Annotated in this window: 18 protein-coding genes and 1 pseudogene; 9 read left to right on the top strand and 10 right to left on the bottom strand. The window is 61.4% G+C overall.

Annotated features, from left to right (window positions below; all coding sequences use genetic code 11):
• The first annotated feature begins 223 nt into the window (after positions 1–223).
• Positions 224–523, top strand: coding sequence for a hypothetical protein (locus tag IVB32_RS28070; protein WP_247411991.1), 300 nt, complete (start codon positions 224–226; stop codon positions 521–523).
• 1167 nt (positions 524–1690) lie between these two features.
• Positions 1691–3397 (top strand): outer membrane beta-barrel protein, encoded by a 1707-nt coding sequence (locus tag IVB32_RS28065; RefSeq protein WP_247411990.1) that lies wholly within the window; start codon positions 1691–1693, stop codon positions 3395–3397.
• A gap of 856 nt (positions 3398–4253) precedes the next feature.
• On the opposite strand, the gene IVB32_RS28060 is transcribed toward IVB32_RS28065, so the two are convergent.
• Together IVB32_RS28060 and IVB32_RS28055 are read right to left on the bottom strand one after the other, a co-directional pair.
• On the bottom strand, positions 4254–4505 hold the full coding sequence (locus tag IVB32_RS28060; RefSeq protein ID WP_247412068.1) for a hypothetical protein: 252 nt from the start codon (positions 4503–4505) through the stop codon (positions 4254–4256).
• A gap of 626 nt (positions 4506–5131) precedes the next feature.
• Entirely contained in the window at positions 5132–6559 is a 1428-nt protein-coding gene (locus tag IVB32_RS28055) for an MATE family efflux transporter (protein ID WP_247411989.1), read from the bottom strand.
• A 785-nt stretch (positions 6560–7344) separates the two neighbouring features.
• Between IVB32_RS28055 and queD the strand changes: the two genes are divergently transcribed.
• Positions 7345–7707, top strand: a complete 363-nt coding sequence (gene queD, locus IVB32_RS28050; protein WP_247412065.1) for a 6-carboxytetrahydropterin synthase QueD — start codon at positions 7345–7347, stop codon at positions 7705–7707.
• Positions 7708–9499: 1792 nt separating this feature from the next.
• Positions 9500–11203: a recombinase family protein gene (locus IVB32_RS28045; RefSeq protein WP_247411988.1), complete on the top strand. Its 1704-nt coding sequence runs from the start codon at positions 9500–9502 to the stop codon at positions 11201–11203.
• Here the strand turns inward: IVB32_RS28045 and IVB32_RS43110 are convergent.
• The 6 genes and pseudogenes from IVB32_RS43110 to IVB32_RS28015 all read right to left on the bottom strand — a co-directional run.
• Positions 11185–11265: pseudogene (locus tag IVB32_RS43110) on the bottom strand (acyl-CoA thioester hydrolase); the annotation flags it as partial. The gene IVB32_RS28045 and the pseudogene IVB32_RS43110 overlap by 19 nt on opposite strands.
• A 69-nt stretch (positions 11266–11334) precedes the next feature.
• Positions 11335–12252, bottom strand: a complete 918-nt coding sequence (locus tag IVB32_RS28035; RefSeq protein ID WP_018454588.1) for a metallophosphoesterase — start codon at positions 12250–12252, stop codon at positions 11335–11337.
• Between the two features lie 128 nt (positions 12253–12380).
• Positions 12381–13439, bottom strand: coding sequence for a Holliday junction branch migration DNA helicase RuvB (gene ruvB / locus IVB32_RS28030; RefSeq protein ID WP_026232771.1), 1059 nt, complete (start codon positions 13437–13439; stop codon positions 12381–12383).
• On the bottom strand, positions 13436–14053 hold the full coding sequence (ruvA, locus tag IVB32_RS28025; protein ID WP_018454590.1) for a Holliday junction branch migration protein RuvA: 618 nt from the start codon (positions 14051–14053) through the stop codon (positions 13436–13438). The genes ruvB and ruvA overlap by 4 nt, the downstream gene beginning before the upstream one ends.
• Positions 14050–14577 (bottom strand): crossover junction endodeoxyribonuclease RuvC, encoded by a 528-nt coding sequence (ruvC, locus tag IVB32_RS28020; protein ID WP_018454591.1) that lies wholly within the window; start codon positions 14575–14577, stop codon positions 14050–14052. The genes ruvA and ruvC overlap by 4 nt, the downstream gene beginning before the upstream one ends.
• Before the next feature lie 71 nt (positions 14578–14648).
• Positions 14649–15395 (bottom strand): YebC/PmpR family DNA-binding transcriptional regulator, encoded by a 747-nt coding sequence (locus IVB32_RS28015; RefSeq protein ID WP_018454592.1) that lies wholly within the window; start codon positions 15393–15395, stop codon positions 14649–14651.
• A 205-nt stretch (positions 15396–15600) separates the two neighbouring features.
• Between IVB32_RS28015 and IVB32_RS28010 the strand changes: the two genes are divergently transcribed.
• Positions 15601–17349 (top strand): methyl-accepting chemotaxis protein, encoded by a 1749-nt coding sequence (locus IVB32_RS28010; RefSeq protein WP_247336586.1) that lies wholly within the window; start codon positions 15601–15603, stop codon positions 17347–17349.
• 109 nt (positions 17350–17458) lie between these two features.
• Entirely contained in the window at positions 17459–18883 is a 1425-nt protein-coding gene (locus IVB32_RS28005; protein ID WP_247294131.1) for a methyl-accepting chemotaxis protein, read from the top strand.
• A 742-nt stretch (positions 18884–19625) separates the two neighbouring features.
• Here the strand turns inward: IVB32_RS28005 and IVB32_RS28000 are convergent.
• Both IVB32_RS28000 and IVB32_RS27995 read right to left on the bottom strand, forming a co-directional pair.
• Positions 19626–20015 (bottom strand): hypothetical protein, encoded by a 390-nt coding sequence (locus IVB32_RS28000; protein WP_231191003.1) that lies wholly within the window; start codon positions 20013–20015, stop codon positions 19626–19628.
• A complete protein-coding gene (locus IVB32_RS27995) occupies positions 19981–20244 on the bottom strand; it encodes a hypothetical protein (protein ID WP_083926371.1) in 264 nt (87 codons plus the stop codon). Before IVB32_RS27995 ends, IVB32_RS28000 begins: the two co-directional genes overlap by 35 nt.
• Before the next feature lie 877 nt (positions 20245–21121).
• Here IVB32_RS27995 and IVB32_RS27990 point away from each other — a divergent pair.
• The 3 genes from IVB32_RS27990 to IVB32_RS27980 all read left to right on the top strand — a co-directional run.
• On the top strand, positions 21122–23026 hold the full coding sequence (locus IVB32_RS27990) for a HAMP domain-containing sensor histidine kinase (protein WP_247369362.1): 1905 nt from the start codon (positions 21122–21124) through the stop codon (positions 23024–23026).
• Positions 23027–23461: 435 nt separating this feature from the next.
• Entirely contained in the window at positions 23462–23926 is a 465-nt protein-coding gene (locus IVB32_RS27985) for a (2Fe-2S)-binding protein (protein WP_018454596.1), read from the top strand.
• Positions 23927–23934: 8 nt separating this feature from the next.
• The coding region (locus tag IVB32_RS27980; protein ID WP_247411987.1) for a molybdopterin cofactor-binding domain-containing protein at positions 23935–25984 on the top strand (2050 nt) is incomplete at its 3' end.

The following is a 25984-nucleotide window of genomic DNA, read 5'->3' as shown; positions in this document are numbered from 1 at the left end:
GCATCGGGGCGCGAATCGGCGAGGCGTTCTTTTGCAACAAGAATTTGGTGGTGGAAGGAATGCCCTGACAACGACAGAGCGTCGTGCAGTGGTGACGCCCCTGAAGCCGTTCCTGGAGTCGTCCAAGTGATCCCGCCGCAGATCATCCTCGAGCTCGACGCCACCCACCTGTACACGGGCATCAGGAGGGAGGCTTCTTCAAAGGCTACGCTGCTGGATATATGTGCTGGTGTTCTGGAGCCGGCATCTGCTGAGGGCCAAGCTGCGGCGCGCTGACATCGATGCAAGCGCGGCCAGAACGTTGCGCAGATTGTGCGGCCGTTCGACCCATTTGGCCACCATCTTCGGCGTGGTGTTGAACTGGCGCGCGGCGGCGTGCATTGCTCAGTGCCGTTTCCACACACCGCACCATGGCCTCTCGACCTTTCGGCGCTCCTTGAGAGCTTCTGGCAGGCTCGACATCCGCCTGATACGCCGCCTATCTCAGTCCGTCATCACCCAGCTTATTCAGAGATCGAAGTGATCGATGATGATCTCGGTCGTTCAGCCGCCGGCGGCTTACACACGCCGGCTTCGAGCGAATGGTAGCGGAGGTTTGCCTTGGTAGGGTTGGTGCGGTTTGCGCCCGCGACGTCTCGCGCTTCGCTCGCAACAGTCGGGATTGGCAGCAACTCATCGAGATGTGCCGCGTGGCCGATACCGGTTCTGGTCGATCAGGAGACCATCTAAGCGCTGAGGCATGGCAACGACCGCCTGCTGCTCGGGGTAAGGGGCAGCCTCAACGAGTACGAACCGGATCTGTTGCGCCAGCGCTCGCTCTCGGCACGCTGTGAGAAGGCGCTCCGGGGCGAGTTGGTTATGGCAGCGCCCGTGGGCTTCATGAAGCCCGGCGACCGTTATGAGAAAGACCCGGATCGGCGCGTCCAGGATCAAGATGGTGTTCGACCAGGTCGAGGAACTGGGCGGATCGCGACAGGCGCGTTGCTGGCGCCACGGGTCCAATCTCGATCCCGGTGAAGCAGACCAACGGGGACACGGCCCGGCGGCGACCACACTACTCCGCCATCGGCAGGCTTAAACACCGGGATATGGTAGTTCGAGCGCATTGATGTGACGCGCTCGGGGTACGCGATTGCCGTTGCCGGTCTTGAGGCCATTGCGATTGAGGGGGCGGCAATGAGATCGTCGCTGGCGATCAGCACCAGTCGGCGCGCGGTTGGATGGTGTCGGCGGAGAGCATCACGCAACTGATGCCGCCGTTCTTTAGCTCTCTTGCCGGCCGCGGTTGCAGCGGCGATCGCCCCGGGGACCGACGACACCAAGCGGCGCTTCCTCGATCACCGCGCTGAACGATGCGGAGTTGCATGCCCTACACCGGCGTATTGAGGGGCGATGGGACAACTGTTCGAAGCGCGACGCCCTGTCGGACGATAGCAGCGCAGACTGTCAGTCTTGAGACAAATGTCAGCAACTTGACGCTACACACCTCACGGAGTGCCTGCAGAGCTTCGAACTCTCTTCGGCACGAGGTTTGCTTTACTCAGTCATCATCATCACCACGCAGTGCGATGGTCTTCGGGACGGGCTCGGCGCATCGCCGTTAGCGTCTGGTCCGCCCCGACGTTTTGCTGCGGCGATAACTTAAGGGCGCTCGGTTGTCGACCGAGAAAATGCAGGGAAGGAAGTATTGGTGCGATCTGGAGTTTTTCTTTCGGGAGCCACAACAATTGCGCTCATCGCAACCGGTGCAGCCAATGCGGCGGACCTTGAGCCAGAAGTGAAACTGCCAGCAGCGGTGTGGAGCTGGTCCGGAGGCTATATTGGCGGGCACGTCGGCGGTGGGTACGGCCGAACCTCCTTCGGTAATCCCTACGGTCCGTCAATCTATGGCGGCGTCGTCGATACCCCAGTGTTCCTCGCAGGAGGCCAGATCGGCTACAATTGGCAGAAGAACGGCTGGGTCTTTGGCGTCGAACTAGATGCCAGCGGCGCTGTCTCCGATGGCACAAATACTTGTCTGGCCGCCTCCGGCTTTGTTGTGAGCGCAAACTGCACGGCTGGTCCAAACCTCTTTATCACCGGGACCGGTCGCGTCGGTTACGTGTTGGACGCTCTCGGCCATACGCTGGCCTATCTCAAGGGAGGCGTGGCTTGGCAATACAATCAGGGCAACGTCCTCAATAACTACGAATTCAATGACCTCGGGCTACAGAAGAAAACTCATTTCGACTATGGTCAGGTCGGTGGCGTCATCGGGCTGGGCGTCGAACAAGCGCTTACGCCTGCATGGTCGGTCAACGTAGAGTATGACTATCTGCATTTCGGTGGGCCAAGCGTCGCAACGCTTCCGACGGTGCAGCTTCCGCCGTTCGCAATTCTTCCGGCGAACACAACGAGCCTGTCCAGCAGCTATCACATCGGAAAGATCGGGTTGAACTACCATTTTGGCGCCGCCCCATGGGCGGCGCAATGGGCCGATGCGCCGCTGTATGCGAAAGCACCTGCCGGCGCGCCGCCGATTGCTTACACGGCCGGTTGGTCGTTCGAAGGCGGATCGCGGCTCTGGCTCAGCCGGGGACGATTCCAATGGGACGCCAGCGCTGTTCCCCATGGGATCGCTACTGGAGATCCTAACATTCTTGTATCAAGGCTCACCTACCATGGCCTCGACGGACTTTCCGGGGAATTATTTGGCCGTCTTGACAGCCCGTGGGGAGTGTTCCTGAAGAGCAACGTCGGCATCGGGCGCTTCGATAAAGGAAAGATGAACGATGAAGATTGGAGCCTCCCGAGCGGGGTCTCTTATAGCAACACGATTTCGGGCCAGGCAAACGGAAGGTTCACCTATTATACGGTCGACGCGGGTTACGATTTTTTGCGCGGCGCCAACTACAAGCTAGGCGGATTTATCGGCTGGGCCTATTACGCCCAGAACTCCGACACGATGGGATGCATGCAGATTGCCAACCCCATGACACTATGCCCGGCGTCGGCTGATCAAATCATTGGCAGCCAGGATACGCAGTGGAATGCACCTCGCGTCGGCCTGAGCGCCGAAACCATGCTTACCGAGCGTTGGCGTTTAAGCACGGATGTCGCTTACCTGCCTTGGACCGATTTCGCTGGTCGCGACCACCATCTCTTGCGCCCGGGGACGACCTTCGTTGATCAACGCGGCAACGGAGGCGGGGGTGTACAGGTTGAAGGCGTGTTGTCCTACTTCATTACCAATAATCTCAGCATCGGCGTCGGCGGGCGCTATTGGGCAATGTGGAGCGAAAAGGACAGCGAAACGACGTGCACAGGCTGTTATCGGGGAACCACTGCGACTCAGTTTTCAAAGTTCAGCATGGAGCGCTGGGGTACGTTCTTTCAGGCCTCTTACAAGGTCAATTGAAAAGGCCCCACCTTAGTCAAGCTCCAGACACCAGCCCTGCTGGACGAGCATCCTGAAGCCGTACGCGTTTCCCTGGCAGAAGTAACTTGAACCGTCCCAGGCGTTTTCGAAGCTGGAAGTCATTACCGGCGTGGCCCGCCCGGATTTACGTTGGATTCCGCCGCCAAATAATAGTGAGATACTGTCGAGCAGCTGATGGAAACGTGGAAGCGGCGCCAGGCTGAAATCGGTAACTTCAACAAGCTCCGCATTTGCCTTTGTAGGACGATTCGCGAAGTGTGACGGGTGAAAACAAGGTTCAATTCTGATCGACGGGCGGTTCGTAAGACGCACGCACTCATTCACTAGTAAAGAAGGGGCCGCCGCCGTGAACTTCGGCGGTGACCCCCCTAGGCCTACGGTGCAGAAACTCCGGTCCGTCATCGGCCCGGCATATCGAACTGGATAACAAAGACATTCAGCGAGATCACACTAATGGGGAAACCGTCCGCGTGTTTCTTTTGCTCCACGAACGCGCTCGACATCTATCGCGATGGCTGCCGTGCGATTGTTTTCACGTTTGCTTCGCGCCAAGACGCGCTCGAAAGCACGATCCAAAGTTGATACTCCCTACTCGTGACTTCCTCCTCCTCCCAGAATAGTCGTTGGAAGCCCTGCACCCCATTCAAAGTAGCTGACCACGACACCGCCCGAGTTGCGGAGAATATAGGGATGAGAAAGATCTGCTCCTGATGGCCTTGCTACTGGCTATTTCGGGGTCGATGCCCCGTTCCGGGCAGCCGGAACAAGCACGTCACACGGGATCGTCAGCAGCTCGCCTGGGTCTAGAGCAAGCTCGCTGGAGTGGCCATCCAGGCTACCTAGGAGGCAGCATGTCCGACCAGCTGTGGTATATCGAGCGCCGAGGTCGATAAAGCGCGCCCGTGTGATCTCCGACTCCGATCACTTTCGCTCGCATATTGTGTAGCTCGAGTGCGGTGATCGAACCGACATCTCCAAAGCCTTGAACAATACCGTGACAGATTCCTTCGGCATCAGCAGGCGGGTTCTTAGGTCGTCTGGTATCCTCGGGATAATTCGCGATCAGTTCGAATTGCTTTACGGCCATCTCAAACACTTGCCCAGTGCAGACAGTCACGATAGCTCCTGAGCCTGGATATGAAACGTCGGAATGCTTGTGCTTCAGAGCACCGAGCTCCCTGGTGCGTGTTGCGCGTTTCAGACGCGGGTGAGACAACTAGTCCAATCAGCAAGATTGCGTCTCGCGGTCACGCCAGAAATATCACCAATGCGATGAAAGCGAGATTGACCGAGGCGGCCACGACGGCCCAACAGCAAATCGTGGCAGGCGAAAATTCAAGAGCGTCCTGCGAAGTGTCGACCCAAAGCGGCGGCATTCAAGTCAGCTCCAAAGACGCGGGTTAAGAGACAAACCTGCATAAGCGCAGAAACCACCCACTCTGCTAAAGCCGAGCCTTTCGACCTTGCGTAGAGCCCTTGCCACCCCGCCTGGGGAGCGGGAGCACATCGGCTATCGCTCGCCGAACTGCCCGATCCGTCCGCTAGGCGAGCCGGTGCGATCCGCGAGTGCGAGGAGCACGGCTGGAGGAAGGACCGCGCGGATCGCACGCCCGCGAGCCCGCAAAATCCGTGCCCACTGGCAGCCCGTCTTGCCGCGAGCTTCTCGGGAGGCTTGCGCCCAATGCTCTGGGTTCGATGACATCCATTCTAAGGTCAACCCGCTATCCCGATCGCTCTTGAGCCACGGTGCCGGAGCGCTCGTCTGAGCTCACCGAACTGATGGAACATGACGAACAGAGCGATCATTCCGGCGCCCAGCTCAGCGATTGCTTGACTGGCTAACAGCCCATCGAAACCCGCAACCACCGGGAATAACAGTACGGCCGGTATGAAGAGATAGCCCTGCCTCGCCAGGGCCACAATTGCACTGAGGCGTGCTCTCCCAAACGCTTGAAGCATTGCCGTCACGAAACTCTGAACCCCAAACAGTCCAAAGAAGAGATGGAACACGATGCAGGACGAGACGGCTATTTCCGTGACATTCTCGTTATCGCTAAATAGACTCACCAAAGGCCTTGCAAAAACAACAACGGCCGCAGAATACGCGATGGAGAATGCGACCGTCACGAAGAGCATGAACTTCGCAGCCTTCAGAATACGAACATAGTCGCGTGCGCCCCAACCGAAACCCAGGATAGCTTGAGCGCCTATGCAGAACCCGGTGATAGGCAGTGCGCCGACCATCAAGATTCGCACAGCTATTCCAACTGCAGCGATGGAATCATCGCCGAACGGTGCGGCAGCTCCGTACAAGAGCATAACCGCAAGAGCCGATAAGATACTCGTCATTGTCGCTGGCGCGCCCACCAACGCGAGCTGTCTGATGCGATCTGCTCGCAATGATATGTGAGATATCCTGACGAGAACTGTCCCGCCAAGCTTCGCAAAATACGCAATATAAAGTCCAATAGCGGCGATCTGCGATACCAGCGTTGCGAGGGCTGCGCCACGCACGCCAAGGTCAAACAAGAATATGAAGACAGGGTCAAGCACAGCGTTCAGTAGAAACGCGGTAAGCATCGCCCACATGCTGAATCGCGTATCGCCTTCGGCTCTGACAATGAACCCGCTAACGATGTTTAGAAGCATCAGGGTGTTCCCGAACAAAAGCGTTCCCGCGTAGTCGAGCGCCACGGGCATGATGGTTGGAGTCGCTCCGAGGATTGCGAATATCACTGGCAGACTTGGAAGCAGAGCGACGGTAACTATGATGCCAATCGGAGCGGTGAGCGCGAGAGCTGTACTTGCGCCTCGACTCGCCTCTAGGTACTCACGAGCGCCCAGATGACGAGATATGAAGGACGCCGTTCCAACACCGATTCCCTGTGCGGCTGCCGCGAGCAGGACCATGATCGGCAAGGTCATGCTCACAGCTGCGGTCGCCTGCGCGCCAAGTGCGCCAACAAAGATCGCATTGACGACCTGCTGTAAAGCATGGATCGATAACCCAACAACAGATGGAATGGCGAGCCGCAGGATAAGGCTCGAGAGATTCGGGTCCGATAGATCGATGTGCTGTTTCTTCTGTGGCATCAAACTTCGCTCGCTCTCGAGCGCGAATTCCGTATCCGGCTCATTCATGCATGAACGTGTCGCTACTTTCCAAATTCGCTGATCGCGCACTCAGCGCAAGCTTTTCCGATCCGCTCTTGCACAGGGGTACATAAGTTTATCTGCGCCGATCGATCGTCGTGATCGCGTGGACCCGTTTGACGTTTCACAAGCTGATTTTTGCCTTGGTCGATTTTCCCTAGGCATACGCCTCCCGCCAATCGCAGGCTTCTGCGGCTCTTAAGTAGAACAACGAGGATCCTGATTGAGGTGTCCGTGCGTAGCCACCTAGGTTCTGCCAGTCATATTGTGCCGTTCTGCCCTTTGTTGACTTCTCATCCGTTGCGTTTTTCCTCGATGATGATCGGCGGGGGAACGCGGCCGGACCCTAGAGCCTCAACTTGGCTTTGGCATCTACCGGATCTTGTAGTAGACGCTCCATCGTCTGCATGGCACACGCAATGAACGTGCCCAGAACCAGTGTTAGGTTCGGCGACGATGTCGTGCAAACGCTCCATGATCTCGGGTTCCTTGTCGCGATCGAGACGAACGGCAGGCTGCTGGTCCCGGCCGGCGTGGTAACTGGGTTTGCGGCAGCAAATCGCGCCGCACTGGCCATCGCTCGCGGACACGAACTCAAAATTCGTGTAGCCGCAGCCGTGTGCCGGCGGTTCGATGAGAGGGCTCGGACGATTTCTGCTTCGGCCCACAGACGGCCCTGGCGCCGTCGACCACATGCGGCAGGCCGTCGCGCAACGCCTGACTCATCGGAAATGGCGAATCAGCGTGCAATGTCACAAACATCCCGGCATCAGATGAAGATATCCCAGGTATTTAAGTTCGAGGCAGCGCACCGACTTCCAACCGTCCCGCAGACACATCGCTGTCATCGGACGCACGGTCATTCCTATCGCGTCGAGGTCGTGCTGAACGGGCCCGTCGATCCGCACACGGGGTTCGTAATGGATTTCTTCAGCATGGAAGAAGCGTTCGGTCTTCTTCTAAAGAAGCTCGATCACCATTGCCTGAACGAAGTCCCGGGACTCGAAAATCCGACGGCGGAAAATATCGCCATCTGGATCTGGCAGCACGCGAAACCGCGCCTTGCGCAACTCTCGAGCTTGAGGGTGTACGAGACGACAGATTGTTGGGCCGAATATGAGGGGCCCGATCGCTGAATTCCGCGCTCATTTTGGGCTGTATTGATGCGGCGCGCCTGTCCTTCTTCGGCTCCGAAACCGACGATCTGCGCTTCGGCTCCTCATCGGCCCGATCCGCGGGCAGATTCCCTCGCTCACGGGAGCCCCTTTGGATCTCGCGGGAGGTCAGACGACGGCGCCCTGCAAGGCTAGGATTTCAAGGAGCGCGAGGCAGCCATCGACAGCGCCATGAGCCGCCGCCTTCATCAGCAAAGGCGGCAGCTGTAGGCCTCCGAAGCCCGCCGGACCAATTGCCCCGGTTGAGCCGATTTATGCCTCCCGCGACGACCTGGTGTATGTGCCTGCATGGATGATGATCAGGACCTTTACGCGAGAGGCGGCCTTGAGGGACGACCGGGTTTGACGGGAATCTGAGTCGAGAAGGCCCTCATCATAGGGCACTTTCGGCTTCGGTAGGTTCCCCTTCCACGCCACGCTCGTCGAGCGCTTGACGCGCCGCGCCGGTGAAGCCATCCGGCGTCAGCCTCGAGGGACTGGCACGGCCATGGGGCGTGGCCGAGCCGTACAAGACGGCCCTTGCCCAGAGGGGTGCGAAGCGCGCGCAAGGCCTGATCTTCACCGCCGAGCTTGGTAAACTCACACACTAGGAAGACAGCGTCATCCTTCTTGCGCTCGATCTTTTCAAGCGAGGTCTGATGCTTTGGCATCGTGGTCTCCGTTCCCACAAAACATGGACGCATAAACGCGAAGACGTTCAATAAAATAGGACAAAACATAATTACACCACTCCGACGCACCGAGGCGGCCATCCTAATGCCTCGACGGAGCCGCGATTCCCGTTGCGGGCTGGCTGATTCCTCGTGGAAAACGGCGAAGGTATCCTGTCCAACCCGATCTTGGCCGAGACGGCAGACTCGGCGTGCTCTTCCCACCACAGGCCAGCGGGTCGCGTATATCGCCAGCGCTGGTGAGGCGCCACGGGGCATCGTCGACGGTGTCTCGCCAGCCGACAGGGAGGAAATCCGCGGGGATCCAGACGCCGGACGGGAGCTGAAGCGAGTTCAGTTTTGAACTGCTTGGATGCCGGAACGGGAGGACTCTGTCAGAAGTAAGCGTTTTTCTGACAGTGCTTTTTCGACGCGCGCTTGCGGAGCTCACCCACACGCGAGTGCTTGCTCTTGGAGGCTCGACGCAAGGGTCATCGAACCAACGGAATAAGAAAGCCCCAACCAGCGACGGTTCCTTGGGTCGAACCACGGCGTCTGGGCTGTGCGCGACAATCCGTCCGCCAGCGGTTGATGGACGAGCCGGCGCTCCGCGCCGGCCACTACACATCTGTACGAGAGCCTCATGAACCGAGAACGGGTCCGCTAGGCACAGCTCACGCAGCACGGACTTCGTCGCCGTCACCTGCAAGTATTTTTACTCCGCTTTGCTTAGCGTATCTGCTCTCGACTACGCGCCTCATCGCTAGGAATGCCCTCACGCGCGCCGCGGCACTTCAACAATTTCATTTTCATTCGACGCTGCCGAAGTCAGCATGCGAGAAGCGTTGCGAGTAATCGCTGCGGCTTGGCTGTAGCGCAGCGCAGAAATTTAGGCTAGCTTCTGCTCGCGAGTTTGCAAATGCGTACCCGCACCCGATCTCTCCGAAGACAACGAGCGATCATTCGACCGCTCGCCCCCTCACATCCTCAGAGCTGGGATAATCCGGACAATGAGGAAATCTGGTTTGAGTTGGCGCGCGCTATCGGACGTCAGGTCGCACGGGATGAAAATCACGGCTCGGGGCAGCCGATAAAGGACCGACATGACGACAGCGTCATCGAAGAAAACGGCCGTACTATACGCCCGCTATTCCAGCGACATGCAAAAGGCGACCTCGATTGATGGTCAGCTATTGCTCTGCCGGAAGGTCGCATTGCGCAACGACCTCGATGTCATCGGCGAGTTTGTCGATGCCGCAAAATCTGGTCTTACCGAAGGTGCGCGGGACGGCTATCAGCGTTTACTCAACGGTGTGAGAAACCGGGACTTTGACGTAGTCGTGGTTGAGCATTTCGACCGCTTGTCGCGCGATCCCGCAACCATCCAGCGTCTCAAGCAGGTTTTCGAGTTCAACGGCGTTGAGCTGATGGATCAGAAGGGGGTCTATGCGACCGCCACTGATATCAGCATCGCAAGTCTCTACAACACGATTTACAAGCCGCAGCTCGCCGAAAAGGTTCGGCGCGGCCATGACAACGCTGTTGCCAACGGAAGAATTCCTGGCTCATGCGCCTATGGTTATCGACCGAGGCCGGGCGCGCCGGGCGAACGCGTGATCGATGACAACGAAGCAAAGATTGTGCTCCGCATCTTCAGCGAATATGCAGCGGGCCGCTCGACCCGAACTATCGCCGCTGATCTCACCCGCGAAGGCGTGCCCTCACCAGGGGCAACTCGTCACGAGAACAAGGCTGATCGTACCACCTGGAATCACCAGTGCATTACAGGCGGCCGGCATGGTCGCGGTATTATCGGCAACGATCTATATATAGGCGAGATACATTGGAACGTTCGCTCGACAATTCTCAACCCGGAGACCCAGAAGAAACAGAAGCGCCGCAATCCAGAAGAGCGCCACATCATAGTTAAGAAGCCGGAGCTACGGATCGTGCCGCAAGCGCTCTGGAATCGAGTGCATGAGGTTCGTAGCGCGCGCGCCGTATCTATGTTCGGACCGACTGGCAAGCCGCGGCGTCGCGCCGTGATCCCGCGCAACAACGAGCACCCGCTTGCCGGTGTGCTCCGGTGCGGCGTCTGCAATGGCCACATGCGAATCGCTCAATCCTCGCGTAACGGTGCACCGCGCGCGGCATGCGCGAGCGCGCATCAGCGGGGCACGTGCGAGCACACCCGTAGCTTCGACATGGACGTTCTGCTCGAGGATGCCTCCGACAAAATCCAACTGAAATTGCTTTCGCCGAAAGCCATTGAAGAGGCGATGTGTGCCTGGAAGGAGGAGCGCAAAAATGATCGGAACAAGGGCAGCGAACACTCTAAGCTAGAGCGTCGACGCCGCGTGTTGACTACCGAGATGGAACGCCTGTCATATGCCATCGCAAATAGCCGCCGGAAGCCGGACGAGTTGCTCAAGCGCATCGATGAGTGCGACCTGGAGCGGGAAAGCGTTGAAGAGCGCTTGCGGCTGCTGGGCGCTGGCGGCGAAAATGTCATTGGCTTCGATCACCCGAAATTCGGTGACCGATACCGTTCGGAGGTTAGAAGACTGGTCACCGCGCTCAAGGCCAATCCGAAGGCGATCGAAACTCGCGTAGCCTTCCGCAACTTGATCGAATGCATAGTAGTGCATCCGGTTCGCAAGCGGATGCCCTACGAATATACGCCCTACCTGAACAGCTCCGCGCTTTACGGCAAGAACCTTTTCCCAGAAAACCGCAGCAAGGCGCGAGAAATCAGCACGTTTGCCTACTACGACAATGGCAAGTCAGGGAAATCCGTGTCCTCGTAATAGACGCGGACCTGCATATGGTGGCGGCCGTCGCGGATCTCGCCGTCGAGATGAGCTGTCACGTCGCGAGCCTCTTCGCTTTTCGGTAACCAGCCCGTTTTGCGCAAAAACGGCCGGCTGCGCAAGCGTGGCTAGACCACCGCCGGCCCACGCCCCAGCGTCACCTCGACGATCTCCGGCGGCACGCCGACGCGGAGCGGCATGATGCTGCAACCGAGGCCGCCGGAGATGATGACGTCGCATTTCAGCCGGACATGACCATAGGCGAGCCGGATGCCGTGCTGCGGCGGAACCGCCGGCGACCAGCCGAGCAGGCGGACCTGGCCACCATGGGTGTGGCCGGACAGTTGCAGCGCGACGCGGGCGGGCATGCGCGGCGCGATATTGGGCTCATGCGCGAGCAGGATGATCGGCGCGTCGTCGGTGACCTTGGCAAGCGTCGCGTCGAGATCGTCGGCGCCGAAGCGTCCCGTGCTCCGGAAGCGTCGCGCCGGCAGAAAGGCGAGTTGATCGCCAAGGCCGGCGAGCCAGAATGCGCGGCCATCCTTGGCGAGCCGCACGACGTCGTTCTCGTAGACGGGAATGCCGGCCGCCTCCAGCGCGCGATGCGCGACCGTCGGCCCGTGGCCGGCCTGCTGCACGGTCCTATCGGCCCAATAGTCATGGTTGCCCATGACGGCATGGACGCCGAGCGGCGCTTTCAGGCCGGCCAGCACCTTGGCCCATTCGCTCGCCGGAATGATGCGCGTGACCTGGTGCAGACCGGCAACATAGTCGCCGAGCAGCACGATGATATCCGCGCTGAGCGCATTGGTGCGGTCGACGATGGCTTCGATCCGCTCCAGCGGCATCCAGGGATCGCAGGCATGGATGTCGGCGATCACGGCAATCTTCAGCGGGAAGTCCGCCGGCCATTGCCGCGGGGTTGGATGATAGCGGGTGACGCGAAGCCGCAGCACCGGCTCGACGCCGACGCCGTAGGCCGCGGTCGAGACGGCGAGAGCGGAGAGGCCGCCGAAGGAACGGATGAGGTGACGGCGCGTGATCATGGCAGCCCGATCGTGATGCAGCTTGTTGATGCGACCCGATTGAAGCGGAAATGGGGTGCGCTTGTGCAGACCCTCTGCACGAGATCACCGGAAATTCATGACGGCCCGACCGTCCGTACTTGCGCAGATCAGTCGTCGCTCTCGTCGGTGCCGAACAGGCCGAACTGTGCCGCCGCATCGCGCGATGGCTCGCTGATGCCGAGATGGCGAAAGGCGTGCGAGGTGAGCAGGCGGCCGCGCGGAGTGCGCTGCAGATAGCCGCACTGGATCAGATAGGGCTCGATGATGTCTTCGATCGCATCGCGCGGCTCCGACAGAGCGGCGGCCATCGTCTCGACGCCGACCGGGCCGCCGCCATAGTTCTGCGCGATGGTCGTGAGGTAACGGCGGTCCATCGCGTCGAGGCCGGCGGCATCGACCTCGAGCGCGCTCAGCGCGTGGTCGGCAATCTTGCGATCGATCCTGTCGGCATCGGCCGCCGAAGCAAAATCGCGCACGCGGCGCAGCAGCCGGCCGGCGATACGCGGCGTGCCACGCGCGCGTCGCGCGATCTCGTTGGCGCCATCCGCGCTCATGCCGACGTTGAGCACGCGGGCACCACGGGTGACGATGCTTTCCAGCTCCTCGATGGTGTAGAAATTCAACCGGACCGGAATGCCGAAGCGGTCGCGCAAGGGATTGGTGAGCAGACCGGCGCGGGTGGTGGCGCCGACGAGGGTGAATTTCGATAGCTCGATCTTGACCGAGCGCGCCGCCGGACCCTCGCCGATGATGAGGTCGAGCTGGAAATCCTCCATCGCGGGATAGAGTACTTCTTCCACCGCCGGGCTCAGGCGATGGATCTCGTCGATGAACAGCACGTCGCGCTCTTCGAGATTGGTGAGCAGCGCGGCGAGATCGCCGGCCTTGGCGATCACCGGGCCCGACGTGGCACGAAAGCCGACGCCGAGCTCCTTGGCCACGATCTGCGCCAGCGTGGTCTTGCCGAGGCCGGGAGGACCGACGAACAACACGTGATCCAGCGCCTCGCCGCGCTTGCGCGCCGCCTCGATGAAGATGGACAGATTCTTGCGCGCCTGCTGCTGGCCGACGAAGTCGGACAGCGATTGCGGACGCAGCGCAGTGTCGCCGACATCGTCGCTGCGGCGCTCGGGCGTGACCATGCGGTTGGCCTTAGGATCGCTCACTTCGCGAGCTCCTTCAGGCCAAGGCGAATGAGCTGCGCGGTCTCCGCATTCTCACCCGCGCTGCGCGATGCAGATGCAATGGCCGCGGCAGCTTGCGGCTGGCCGTAGCCGAGATTGACCAGCGCGGAGATCGCGTCCGCCACGGGCCGCGGCGCGCGCTGGTCGTCGACGGCGCCGGCGAGGTGCACGACCGCCGGATCGACATTGGCAAAGGCCGGCGCCTTGTCCTTCAACTCGGTGACGATGCGCTCTGCGACTTTGGGGCCGACACCCGGCGTGCGCGCCACCGCAGCCTTGTCGCGCAACGCGATCGCGTTGGCGAGGTCGGACGGCCCAAGCGTGCCGAGCACGGCGAGCGCGACCTTGGCGCCGACGCCCTGCACGGTCTGAAGCAGGCGAAACCATTCGCGCTCCTGATCGCTGCGGAAGCCGAACAGCTTGATCTGATCCTCGCGAACATAGGTCTCGATCGACAGCACGGCGGCCTCGCCCGGCGAGGGCAGATGCTGCAGCGTGCGCGTCGAGCAATGCACCTGATAACCGACCCCGCCGACGTCGAGGATGACGAAATCCTCGCCGTAGGAATCGATCAGGCCCTTGAGCTTGCCGATCATAAGCCTGCCACCTTCAGCCGCAGCGCGGTGCTCTGGCGATGATGGGCATGGGTGATGGCGATGGCGAGCGCGTCGGCGGCGTCCGCGGACGGCGGATCGGCCTTCGGCAGCAAAATCTTGAGCATCATCGCGATCTGCTGCTTGTCGGCGTGGCCGGCGCCGACCACCGTCTTCTTCACCTGGTTCGGCGCGTATTCGGCAACACTGATGCCGAACATCGCAGGCGCGAGCATGGCGACGCCGCGGGCCTGGCCGAGCTTCAGCGTCGCGACGCCGTCCTTATTGACGAAAGTCTGCTCGACCGCGGCTTCCATCGGCTTGTGACTGGACAGGACGGCGGCCAGCCCCTCATGGATCGCGAGCAGCCGGCTCGCCAGCGGCAAATCGTCCGGCGGCTCCACCGAGCCGCAGGCGACGTAGATCAGGCGGTTGCCCTCGGCCTCGATCACGCCCCAGCCGGTGCGGCGCAGGCCAGGGTCGATGCCGATGATGCGAACGGGGCCACGAATCGGGAGCGTCGTCATGAGCCAGTGATAGCGGCTGGCCGCCGTGGGGGAAACAGAAACAGAACGGAAGTAACAGGGGAAGTGCCCCCCTACCCGCCCATCTTCGCCAGCAGCGCGTCCGACACCTCGAAATTGGCGTAGACGTGCTGGACGTCGTCGTGCTCGTTGAGCAGGTCCATCAGCTTGAGCAGCTTCTCGCCGGTCTCGTCGTCGACTGCGACCGTGTTCTGCGGCTTCCAGATCAGCGCGGCCTTGCGCGGCTCGCCGAACTTGGCCTCCAGCGCCTTGGCGACGTCGCGATAGCCTTCGGTCGAGGCGTAGATCTCGTGGCCGCCTTCGCTCGAGATCACGTCGTCGGCGCCGGCCTCGATCGCGGCATCCAGCACCGCATCGTCGGAGGCGATGCTGCGGTCGTATTCGATGATGCCGGTTCGGTCGAACATGAAGGAGACCGAGCCGGTTTCACCGAGATTGCCGCCGGACTTGGCGAAGAAGGAGCGGATGTCGGAAGCCGCGCGGTTGCGATTGTCGGTCAGCGCCTCGACGATGACGGCAACGCCGCCCGGGCCGTAACCCTCGTAGCGGATCTCGTCATAATTCTCGCTGTCGCTGCCGAGCGCCTTCTTGACGGCGCGCTCGATATTGTCCTTCGGCATGTTCTCCTGGCGCGCCGCGGTGATGGCGGCACGCAGGCGCGGGTTCATGTTGGGGTCGGGCGTCCCCAGCTTGGCCGCGACGGTGATTTCCCGCGCCAGCTTGCCGAACAGTTTCGACTTCTGGGCATCCTGCCGCCCCTTGCGGTGCATGATGTTCTTGAATTGGGAATGTCCGGCCATGCGTGATCTTCTCTAGGGACTCGTGCGCCAAGGTGAGCGTGGGAAGCGCGGCCTTATAGGCCGCGACCCCCCTGGAAAGAAAGAGGCTCTACGACTTTAAGGTAACACCGTACGGGCCCGTGCCTAGATGTCAGGCATCGTTAACCCTGATTTCATTCCAGCCTGCGAAAATAGCCTCCGACCGTCCCGTGACAAGAGAGAGCTGATGGCATTCGAACTATTTCGGAAGCGTCTGCCGGACATGGCTGCAACTGCGGCTGCCCCGCAGGCCGCGCAGCCGGCGGCCCATCCCGAGCCTGCCGCGGCCGTCGAAAGCGATTCGGCCAAGGAAATCCTGGAACTGCTGGAACTCGAGCTGGGCGCCATGATTCGCCAGCTCGAGCGCGCCGCCAATTCGGTGGCCGGCGGCGCCGAGGCGACCGCCACGACGCTTGCCGCCATTCGCGACCGCACCGACGCCCTGACCGGCCGGACCAACGCCGCGCAATCGAATGCCTCCACCTTCGCCCATGCCGCCGACAAATTCACCCAGTCGGCGCTGGGCATCGGGGCGCAGGTTCGCGAGGCCGGCAAGCTCGCCGACGAGGCCAGTGCCGCGGCACAGGAAGCCCGCGCCAATGTCGATCGCTTGCGCGAATCCTCGGCCGCCATCGGCAACGTCGTCAATCTGATCGCACAGATCGCGCGGCAGACGACGCTGCTCGCGCTCAACTCGACCATCGAGGCCGCGCGCGCGGGCGCTGCGGGAAGAGGCTTCGCGGTCGTCGCCACCGAGGTCAAGGCACTCGCGGTGCAGACCCAGGGCGCGACGGAGGAGATCACCAAAAAGATCGACGCTCTGCAGCGCGACGCCGCCGGCTCAGCAGATGCGGTGCACCGCATCTCGCAGGCGATCGAGGCGATCCGTCCGGTGTTCGAGACCGTCAACGGCGCGGTCGCCGAACAGAATGCCACCACCAGCGAAGTCTCCGGCAACGCGACCAGCGCGTCGCAGTTCATCATCTCGGTCGGCGAAAGCGCAGCCGAGATCGATGCTGCGACCAAGGCGGCCGAGAGCCACGGCGAGCACGTCGCCAGCGCAGGCAAGGCCGTGACCGCCTTCGCACAGAAACTGAAATCGCGCTGCGCCGTGCTGCTGCGCCAGAGCGAGCACGACGACCGCCGCAAGACCGAGCGGCTGCCCTGCCATCTCAAGCTCGAAACCGCCCGCGGCGTGCTGCCGGTCTACGAGATAGCGATGGACGGCGTGCTGATCGGCGGCGCGGACGCGGGCCGCCTTGCATCGCAAGCCATGGTCGAAGGCACCCTCGAAGGCGTCGGTGCCTGCCGCCTGCGCGTGGTCGAGCAGTCCAAGGCCGGGGCCCGCGCGCAATTCGTTAGTCCCAATGCCGAGCTACGCGAGAAGATCGAGGACAGGCTGTGGTCGATCCACGAGGAGAACACGGAGTTTGTCACCCGCGCCATGGAGGCGGGTAACGCGCTGACCGCGATCTTCGAGCAGGCGGTTGCCCGCGGCGAGGTGAAGATCGACCACCTCTTCGACACCGATTATGCCGAAATCGCCGGAACCAATCCGCAGCAGTACCGCACCAGATATCTGGATTGGGCCGATCGCGCGCTGCCGGCGTTCCAGGAAGCCTTTCTGGCGAAGGACCCGCGCATGGCATTCTGCGCCATGGTCGATCGCAACGGCTTCCTGCCGGTGCACAATAGGATCTATTCGCATCCGCAGCGGCCTGGTGATGCCGCCTGGAACACGGCCAACAGCCGCAACCGGCGGATGTTCAACGATCCGGCGGGGTTGGCTGCCGCGCGCAACCTGCGCTCGTATCTGGTGCAGAGCTATGCACGCGACATGGGCAACGGAAATACGGTGATGATGCGCGAGATCGACGTTCCGATCCGCGTGCAAGGCCGGCACTGGGGCGGATTCAGGACGGCCTACAAGCTCTAGTGCGCGCTCAGGCAAGACGCCAAAGCGCGAATCACCTCCTAAGATCGATATTGGAATGGGAATGCCGCGGAGAGCCGGCGAATGGCTCTGACTGGAGGACTCTCAAGACATGTCCGTCGTACAACTTGCAGTACTGGACACCGGCTCCAACCGAACACTTTCCGAACGGCTGATCGATCAGCTCGCCGACCGCATCGGCGGCCTCGGCGTGGAACTGGCTGACATCGCCGGCAACGTCCAGGAAGTCGCAAGCCGCGTCGCGAACCAGTCGGAACGTTTCCACCACCTCCAGGAAACCGCCGAGACGATGGTGTCGGCCAACCACGACATCGCCAATGCGTCACAGGCGGTGCAAACGACCACGTCAGCGGCGGTCGGCGAGATCGCGCAGTCGCGCGGCGCAGTCGACGCCGCGGTTAGCCACATCTCCGAACTCGTTGCAGCCGTCGAACGCATCGAGGCGCGGCTCAGCGCAGTCGGCTCCGCGCTGGCACAAGTCGCAAAGGTCTCCGGCTCGATCGAGGCGATCGCGAAGCAGACCAATCTGCTCGCGCTCAATGCCACCATCGAGGCGGCACGCGCCGGCAATGCCGGCCGCGGCTTCGCGGTGGTGGCAAGCGAGGTCAAGAACCTCGCGGAAGCCACCCGCCAGGCCACGCACCAGATCTCCGACACCGTGCGCGATCTCGACGGCCAGATCGAAGGTCTGATCGGCGAGAGCAGCGATGCCTCGCAGCGCGCGAAGACGGCCGGCGAAGGCGCCCAGCGGATCTCCGGCATCATCTCGCGGGTTCAGCAGGGCTTCGCCTCGGTGGAAGCGGAGATCGGCAGCGTCACGCGCGCGGCAACCTCCAACCTCGGACACTGCGACACCGTCATCAGCGAGCTCAACGAACTCGCCAAGGGCGTCGATCTCTCCTCACGCGATCTCAAGAACGCCGATCAGCGCGTGACCAAACTGCTCGACACGTCGGAAGGGCTGATCGCGCTGATCGCCGACAGCGGCGTCGAGACATCGGATGCGCCGCTGATCCGAATTGTCGTCGAGATCGCAAAGCGGATCTCGGACGAGTTCGAAGCCGCCATCGGCCGCGGCGAGATCACGCTCGACCAGTTCATGGACGAGAACTATCGGGAAATCCCCGGCACCGATCCCAAGCAGTACAACACCAACTATGTCGACTTCACAGACCGCGTGCTGCCCGCGATCCAGGACCCGATCCAGAAATCCGATCCCCGCATCGTGTTCTGCGTCGCCTGGGCCAAGGGCGGCTATCTGCCGACGCACAACCCGAACTACCGCCTGCCGCAGGGCAAGGACCCGGTCTGGAATAACGCCAATTGCCGCAACCGCCGCCTGTTCACCGATCGCGCGGTGCAGAAGGTCGCGGCCAACACCAAGCCGTTCCTGCTGCAGACCTATCGCCGCGACATGGGCGGCGGGCAGTTCGTGCTGATGAAGGACCTGTCCTCGCCGATCATGATCCGCGGCAAGCACTGGGGCGCCTTCCGGATGGGCTTTCGGCAGAGCTGAGGGTCGTCGCGACGCGCTTGCGGCGGGGGCGCATGGTCTCCCTGAATCAGAAACCTCGAAAACAACCCCATGCACAGTAGCCGGGGCGGGCAGAATCAATGGCTTAAGCGCCTGATGAATCCCTCGATCCAGACGCCTCTGAAGCGCTTGCGCCGTCGGGCAAAACAGGCGTATACTGCTATTATTCCGAAATTTCCATCCCCTCCTCTTCTCCCCTCGCGAGAGAAGCCGATTTCGATAGCCCCGCCCCGCTTTCCGTAGACGGCGCTGGCCGCGCGCTGTACGGCCTTCCGGGCCTACGCTTGGGCGGCCCGGTAGCTGTGCTTGGCAATGAACGGACTACTTCTTTTGCTCGGTGGTCGTCGTGGCGGCCGGGGTGCCGTCGCGAGCGTCCCGTCGCTCGTCGCGTCCCGTACGCCTCTCTTGGCGCCGCTCTGTGCGTCCCGTGCGGCGTTCCTGGCGGCGCTCTGTTCGCCCGCTGCGCCGCTCCTGGCGGCGTTCTGTGCCTGACTTCGGCGCGTCCGCTGGCGGCGTGGTAGGCGCGGCGGCTGGCGCAGTGGTTTGAGCAACAGCCTCTGAGGCCGCCAAAATTGAGGACGAAACCACAAGCCCAAACACCCCTGCGTATCCAAGGAAGGTTAGTGCGTTGCGACGACAGACCTGTTTCGGCTCCGAACGTTCATTCATGGTCAGGCTCCCGGTTGCTGCCCCTTAGAGCATGTCACCAGCGTCGGTGGCCTAGTTATTGATCTGGATCAACTTGGTTCGGTGCTTCGAGCCACGTTGGGATTTCGGCCGATGGGATCGACACTCTCGGAAAGTGAGGGATGACAGTCCCTGCACTGACGATCAGTCCGTCGTTGAATTTGGTTCGCGCAAAATCCTTGGCTGCTGCTTCGCTTTCAAACGTGTTGGTTAGCCGCGGATGTCGCCGTCTTGACAGTGTGCCATCCAGCGGCACTTCAAAAGTGACGTACCAAGTGTGTTTCATGCCTAAAGCCGCCCCGTCGGTACCGTGGCCTATCCCCGCCAGACAAAGCAAAGCCGCCACCGGGACGAAGCGATGGCGGCTTCTTCCTGGCTTGCGAAACCGGCCTTTACCGCCTGGCTCCGACACGATTGACGCCACCATTCGCATTGCCGCCGGCGTTATGACGGACTGCGGCGCGCGCCACCGGGCGGGGCCTGAGCACGACGCCTGCCCGAGCAACGCAACCCGCTGGGTAGGCAGTGTATTGGCAATACACGACCGCATTGGCTGGGCCTGGATTGAGCGTGAGACCTGCAAGGCCCAACAGGGCGCTGGCAGCAATCCCGGCAACAGTCGCTGACCTGATCGAAAGATGCTTGCTCGGATGCATGGCGGACCTCTCTCTTGGAACTTGCGCAACTGAGGCTCATCGCCTTCTCAGGTGCGGCAGAACACAGCGTAGTCGCCGCAGTGCGCGGGTTCGATTGATCTACATCAAGCTCCTGCGCGGAGAGAGCCGCAATCTCGCGAGCGGGGCTTAAGGAATTCATGGAAGGGTTTCTGTCATGCTCCGCTTCATTCTTGCTTCTCTTGCAGCTTTCGTTTTGCTCACCGCCTGCTTGATCCCCGATGATGCCGAGGCTCGGCGCGGCGGAGGTGCCTATCGGGGTGGCGGCGGTTATCGCGGCGGTGCGGTCGCAGTTCGAGGACCGCGAGGCGGCGGCGCTGTTGCGGTGCGCGGCGCAGGCTACCGTGGCTACGGCTATCGGGGCGGCTATCGCGGCTACGGCTATCGGGGCTACGGTGTAGGAGCGGCAGCGGTAGGCGCGGCTGCCGTTGGCACTGCTGCGTACCGCCGCAGTTGCTACGATGCTTACGGAAACTATATTTGCGCCTATTAACCCGTCGACCGCGACTTCCATCGTCTTCCGCTCAAGTCCGCGCCTGATCGAGCGAATAGGCGTGGACGGTGAAGAGCGGCTTCGGGCTTTGGCCGGGACCGGCTGATAGACGGTGAACGGCTTCGGGCTTCGCATGGCTTGCTCCTGTTGAAGCTCGGGCGAACCCCGAGCTTCAACTTTCAGCCACCGTTAGCGCGTGCAGTTAAACCAAGATTTCGGCTGGAATTCATTGTCCCCGGAATCGTTGCGGTCCGCTGCCGCTGGGTCCAGTCCTGATCGCTCTCCCCGGCCAAGCCGCCGACAGCCGTTTTTCGGCCTATTAAACATTCGGCCGTGCCATTAGGCTCCGGGACCGAGGGGACTAGGATGGCAATGCGGTTTTGCCTGTTCTCACTATCCTGGCGATCCTTTTGCAGGCGGACCTTCGCCGCCCCGCTGGTCGTCGCATTGTTGCTGGCAACACTGGGGCCGGGTCGGGCGGCTGATCCTGAGCCCAAGCGCGTTTTGATGCTGCAATCATTCGGCCTCCGCTTCAAACCGTGGACCGATTTCGCTGAGTTTCTTCGCCCTCAAATGATCAAGCAATCGAAAGTCCCAATCGACTTTCAGGACCACTCGCTGCTAAGCGCCCTTGTGGACGACGACAAGGCGCTCGCACCCTTTATCGGTTACCTCCAAGCATTGTACGGGGCCAAACCTCCCGACCTCATTGTCGCCCTCGGTGCGCCAGCTGCCGAGTTTGTGCAGCGGTATCGCGCTCAGCTTTTCCCCAAGACACCAATGATGTTTACTTCCGTCGAGGCGCGACGGGTCCAATACGACAAGCTGACCGAGTATGACACCGTGGCCGCTGCGGCTCATAATTTTCCTGCCGCCATCGAAACTATTCTGAAGGTGTTGCCCGACACGAAAGTGATCGCCGTCGTGAATGGGGCTTCGCCCAATGAAACATTTTGGCAAGGGGTATTGGAGCGAGAACTCGCACCGTTCAGCGGGCGGGTTGAACTACGATGGTATAACAAGCTGTCATTTGAAGATATCCTGAAAGACGCGGCACATCTTCCACCTCACAGCGCCATCTTCTGGCATCTGATGAGCGTTGATGCGGCGGGTGTTACACATGAGGGCACTGCCGCCTTGCACAGGCTCTCGGCTGCCGCCGATGCTCCCATCTTTTCCTATCTTGACGGATTTTTTGATGGCTCGATTGTCGGCGGCTCTATGCATTCGATCGAGAAGGGCATGACTATCGCAGCCGCGGCGGCAATCCGTATTCTAAACGGTGAAAAAGCTGGCGACGTAAAGGTCGCACCCAGCCAATTCGAGCTGCCAAGGTTCGATTGGCGGCAAATGCAGCGGTTCGGGATCAGCGACAGCCACCTGCCGCCCGGCAGCACGGTCTACTTCCGCGAGCCATCGGTGTGGGAACGGTATTTATGGCTGATCGCATCCGTCGTCGCGGTTTTTCTCATACAAGCCGGGCTTATTGCTATCCTGCTACGTGAGCATCGCCGTCGTCAATTCGCCGAAGTACAGTCGCGACAGCGCATGACTGAACTGGCCCACGTTAATCGCTTCGCGACCGCTGGCGAACTGACCGCCTCGATTGCTCACGAGATCAACCAGCCGCTTGGGTCTATTCTGACGAACGCCGAAACCGCAGCCGCGATCCTGCAATCGCAGCGTCCCGATATCGCTGCACTTTCCGATGTCGTTGAACTCAGGGAAATTGTGAACGATATTTTACAGGATGACCGGCGTGCCACCGAGGTCATTCGCAGGATGCGCAGCCTCCTAAAGAAGGCGCCGTTCGAATTGAAGCAACTGGACCTCAATGAGGTTGTGCAAGAGACGGTCAGATTTCTTTCGGCGCTAACCGTCAGCCGAAAATTCGAAATGGTCAACGTGATCACGCCAGATGCGCTACCGATCCTCGGCGATCGCATTCAGCTTCAACAAGTCATTTTGAACCTTGTGCTGAACGGGGTCGAGGCTATGAAGGACACGTCTCACGAAAGCCGCACTATCAGCATCCGGACCGCGCGCGTCGAGCCATTCGCCGAGCTATCCGTGTCAGATCGCGGACCCGGCATTCCAGAAGACAAATTGAAACAGGTTTTCGAGCCGTTTTACAGCAGTAAAGCGGAAGGCATGGGCATGGGCTTGTCCATTGCGCGCACCATTATCGAAGCACACAACGGGTTCATATCAGCGAGCAATCGGGAGCATGGCGGTGCCTCGTTCGCGATCAGGCTTCCCTTTGTCGCTTGATCCAAAACGGCGCCCGTACGCGGAGACGGACCCCTCACCCGAATGAGCCTGCGTCTACCGGCCTCGCTGCCCTCTCCCACAAGGGGAGAGGGCACAACAATGAGTCGCGGCAATTGATCGCGCCGTCGATCGACTTCCACAATCGCACGAGTTTCGTCATCGCATGATTTTGCGCATTCGCACGATCTTCTGTGGCCATCAATGACGCTTGTGAGCAAAATGCGTCAGAAAATGACGATTATCATATCAATTAGCCCAAAATTACTGCAGTGATCGCCGCACAAATTCGTGAACGTCATGGCCTAACGCGCTCACTGCGCAAAAATGCATTGCCGGACATGTCGACGCTTCATCGTTTCGCATCGATATGATTATTGTGCGCGCAAATTCGCTGACTAGATCGCCGCAAGCGATCGAGCGAGCAAGGGGATGCATATGGCAACTGTTCTCACCATCAACGGCGAAACGAAATCGTTCGACGCGCCACCTGACATGCCGCTGCTGTGGGTGCTGCGCGACGTCCTTGGGATGACCGGCACCAAGTTCGGCTGCGGGATTGCGCAGTGTGGCGCCTGCACCGTGCACGTCGACGGCAAGGCAGTCCGCTCCTGCGTCTTGCCGGTCAGCGCGGTCGCGAACCGCGCCATCACCACGATCGAGCATGTCGGCAGCACGCCAGCGGGCGCAAAGGTGCAGAAGGCCTGGCTCGATGCCGAAGTGATCCAGTGCGGCTACTGCCAGTCCGGCCAGATCATGTCGGCCGCGGCACTGCTGGCGGCAACGCCCAGCCCTGACGATTCCGACATCGACGCCGCGATGGCCGGCAACATCTGCCGCTGCGGCACCTATGTGCGCATCCGCGAGGCCATCAAGCAAGCCGCCTCCGGCCGTCAGTCGTGAGGTCCGCCATGATCACCGACAAGACTCTTCCTGACGTCTCCCGCCGTGCGGTTCTGACCGGCGGTCTCGCCACCGGCTTCCTGCTCGCCTTCCATCTGCCGCTCCGCGCCGCCGTCAACGAGCCGGAGCAGCCGAAGGACACGACCGACGGCAAATTCGCGCCGAACGCCTTCATCCGGGTCGAAGACACCGGCCGCACCGTGCTCCTGATGCCGCAAGTCGAGATGGGCCAGGGGGTCTATACCTCGATTGCGATGATCCTGGCCGAAGAGCTCGACGCGGATTGGGCAAAGGTTGCGGTGCTGCACGCGCCGCCCAACGACAAGCTCTACGCCAATCCGGCGTTCGGCCTGCAGGCCACGGGTGGTTCGACCTCGATCCGCGCCTGGTGGAATCCGTTGCGCGCCGCCGGCGCCAGCGCGAAGGCGATGCTGGTGCAGGCCGCAGCGGCGCAATGGCAGGTCGAGCCGGCAAGCTGCACGACATCGAAAGGCGAGGTCGTGCATGCCGCAAGCGGCCGCAAGCTCGGCTATGGCGAACTGGCACTGGCCGCACAGGGCCAAACGCCGCCGAAGGACGTCCGGGTGAAGGACCCCAAGGACTTCGTCATCATCGGCCAGCCGCTGAAGCGGCTCGACACGCCGGACAAGGTCAATGGCAAGGTCGTCTACGGCATCGACGCGATCCTGCCCGGCATGAAGATCGCCGCGATCGCCAATTGCCCGGTCTTTGGCGGCAAGGTCGGCAAGGTCGACGACAGCGCGGCGGTCAAAATTGCGGGCGTACGCAAGGTCGTGGTGCTCGAGGATGCGGTCGCGGTGATCGGCGATCACATGTGGGCCGCAAAGAAGGGCCTCGATGCGCTCAAGATCGAGTGGAACGAGGGACCGAACGCGAAGCTCAGCACGAAGGACGTCTGGCAGCATCTGCGCGCCGCCAGCGAGAAGGACGGCGTGGTCGCGAAATCGGTCGGCGACATCGCCAAGGGGCTCGCCAGCGGCGACAGGTTCGAGGCAAGCTTCGAACTGCCGTTCCTTGCGCATGCCTCGATGGAGCCGATCAACGCCACCGTTCACGTCAGGCCGGATGCCTGCGAGATCTGGACCGGCACGCAGATCATGACGCGCGTGCAGTCGGAGGCGGCGAAGGCTGCGGGCCTCCCGGTCGACAAGGTGATTGTCAACCAGCATCTGCTCGGTGGCGGCTTCGGCCGCAAGCTCGAGCCGGATATGGTGGTGGCCGCCGTGAAGATCGCAAAGCAGGTCGACTATCCCGTCAAGGTGATATGGACCCGTGAGGAGGACATCCAGCACGACGTCTACCGTCCGGTCTATCGCGACCAGGTCACGGCGTCGCTGGTCGACGGCAAGGTCGCGGCCTGGAAGTACAAGGTCGCCGGTTCCGCCGTGCTGGCGCGCTGGCTGCCGCCGGCGTTCCAGAAGGGTATCGACATCGACGCGGTCGATGCCGCCGTGGATGCACCCTACGACTTCACCAACTTCCATGTCGAATATGTCCGCGCCGAACCGCCGGCGGTGCCCACCGGCTTCTGGCGCGGCGTCGGTCCGAACAACAACGTGTTTGCGGTCGAATGCGCGATGGACGAGCTCGCGCGCAAGGCCGGCAAGGATCCGGTCGAATTCCGCCGCTCGATGCTGACGAAGAATCCGCGCATGCTCGCGGTGCTCAATCTTGCCGCCGAGAAATCTGGCTGGGGCCAACCGCTTCCACCGCGCGTCGGCCGCGGCGTCTGCGTCCAGCCGTCGTTTGCAAGCTTCCTCGCCACCGTGGTGGAAGCGGAGATCGACGATATCGGCGAGATCGTGCTCCGCCGTATCGTCTCGGTGGTCGACACCGGCATCGCGGTCAACCCCGACACGGTGAAGGCGCAGATCGAAGGCGGCCTGGTGTTCGGCCTCACCGCCGCACTCTATGGCGAGATCACCATCGAGAAGGGCCGCGTGCAGCAGTCGAACTTCCACGACTACCGCATGATGCGCATCAATGAGACACCGAAGATCGAGGTCGTCGTCGTCAAGAGCGGCGAAGCGCCCGGCG

This window comes from Bradyrhizobium sp. 23 (assembly GCF_023073295.1).
GTDB classification, from domain to species: domain Bacteria; phylum Pseudomonadota; class Alphaproteobacteria; order Rhizobiales; family Xanthobacteraceae; genus Bradyrhizobium; species Bradyrhizobium canariense_D.
Note: the sequence above shows the minus strand (reverse complement) of the source record. Positions and strands in the feature narration are given on the sequence as shown.

What these genes read in the sequence shown, in the direction of transcription:
- IVB32_RS28060 (WP_247412068.1), bottom strand. Translation starts at nt 4,505, where the DNA reads ATGGCCGTAAAGCAATTCGAACTGATCGCGAATTATCCCGAGGATACC.
- ruvA (WP_018454590.1), bottom strand. Translation starts at nt 14,053, where the DNA reads ATGATCGGCAAGCTCAAGGGCCTGATCGATTCCTACGGCGAGGATTTC.
- queD (WP_247412065.1), top strand. Translation starts at nt 7,345, where the DNA reads ATGAAGATATCCCAGGTATTTAAGTTCGAGGCAGCGCACCGACTTCCA.
- IVB32_RS28000 (WP_231191003.1), bottom strand. Translation starts at nt 20,015, where the DNA reads ATGGTGGCGTCAATCGTGTCGGAGCCAGGCGGTAAAGGCCGGTTTCGC.
- ruvC (WP_018454591.1), bottom strand. Translation starts at nt 14,577, where the DNA reads ATGACGACGCTCCCGATTCGTGGCCCCGTTCGCATCATCGGCATCGAC.
- IVB32_RS27990 (WP_247369362.1), top strand. Translation starts at nt 21,122, where the DNA reads ATGGCAATGCGGTTTTGCCTGTTCTCACTATCCTGGCGATCCTTTTGC.
- IVB32_RS27985 (WP_018454596.1), top strand. Translation starts at nt 23,462, where the DNA reads ATGGCAACTGTTCTCACCATCAACGGCGAAACGAAATCGTTCGACGCG.
- IVB32_RS27995 (WP_083926371.1), bottom strand. Translation starts at nt 20,244, where the DNA reads ATGCATCCGAGCAAGCATCTTTCGATCAGGTCAGCGACTGTTGCCGGG.
- IVB32_RS28010 (WP_247336586.1), top strand. Translation starts at nt 15,601, where the DNA reads ATGGCATTCGAACTATTTCGGAAGCGTCTGCCGGACATGGCTGCAACT.
- IVB32_RS28035 (WP_018454588.1), bottom strand. Translation starts at nt 12,252, where the DNA reads ATGATCACGCGCCGTCACCTCATCCGTTCCTTCGGCGGCCTCTCCGCT.
- IVB32_RS28045 (WP_247411988.1), top strand. Translation starts at nt 9,500, where the DNA reads ATGACGACAGCGTCATCGAAGAAAACGGCCGTACTATACGCCCGCTAT.
- IVB32_RS28015 (WP_018454592.1), bottom strand. Translation starts at nt 15,395, where the DNA reads ATGGCCGGACATTCCCAATTCAAGAACATCATGCACCGCAAGGGGCGG.
- IVB32_RS28055 (WP_247411989.1), bottom strand. Translation starts at nt 6,559, where the DNA reads ATGAATGAGCCGGATACGGAATTCGCGCTCGAGAGCGAGCGAAGTTTG.
- IVB32_RS28005 (WP_247294131.1), top strand. Translation starts at nt 17,459, where the DNA reads ATGTCCGTCGTACAACTTGCAGTACTGGACACCGGCTCCAACCGAACA.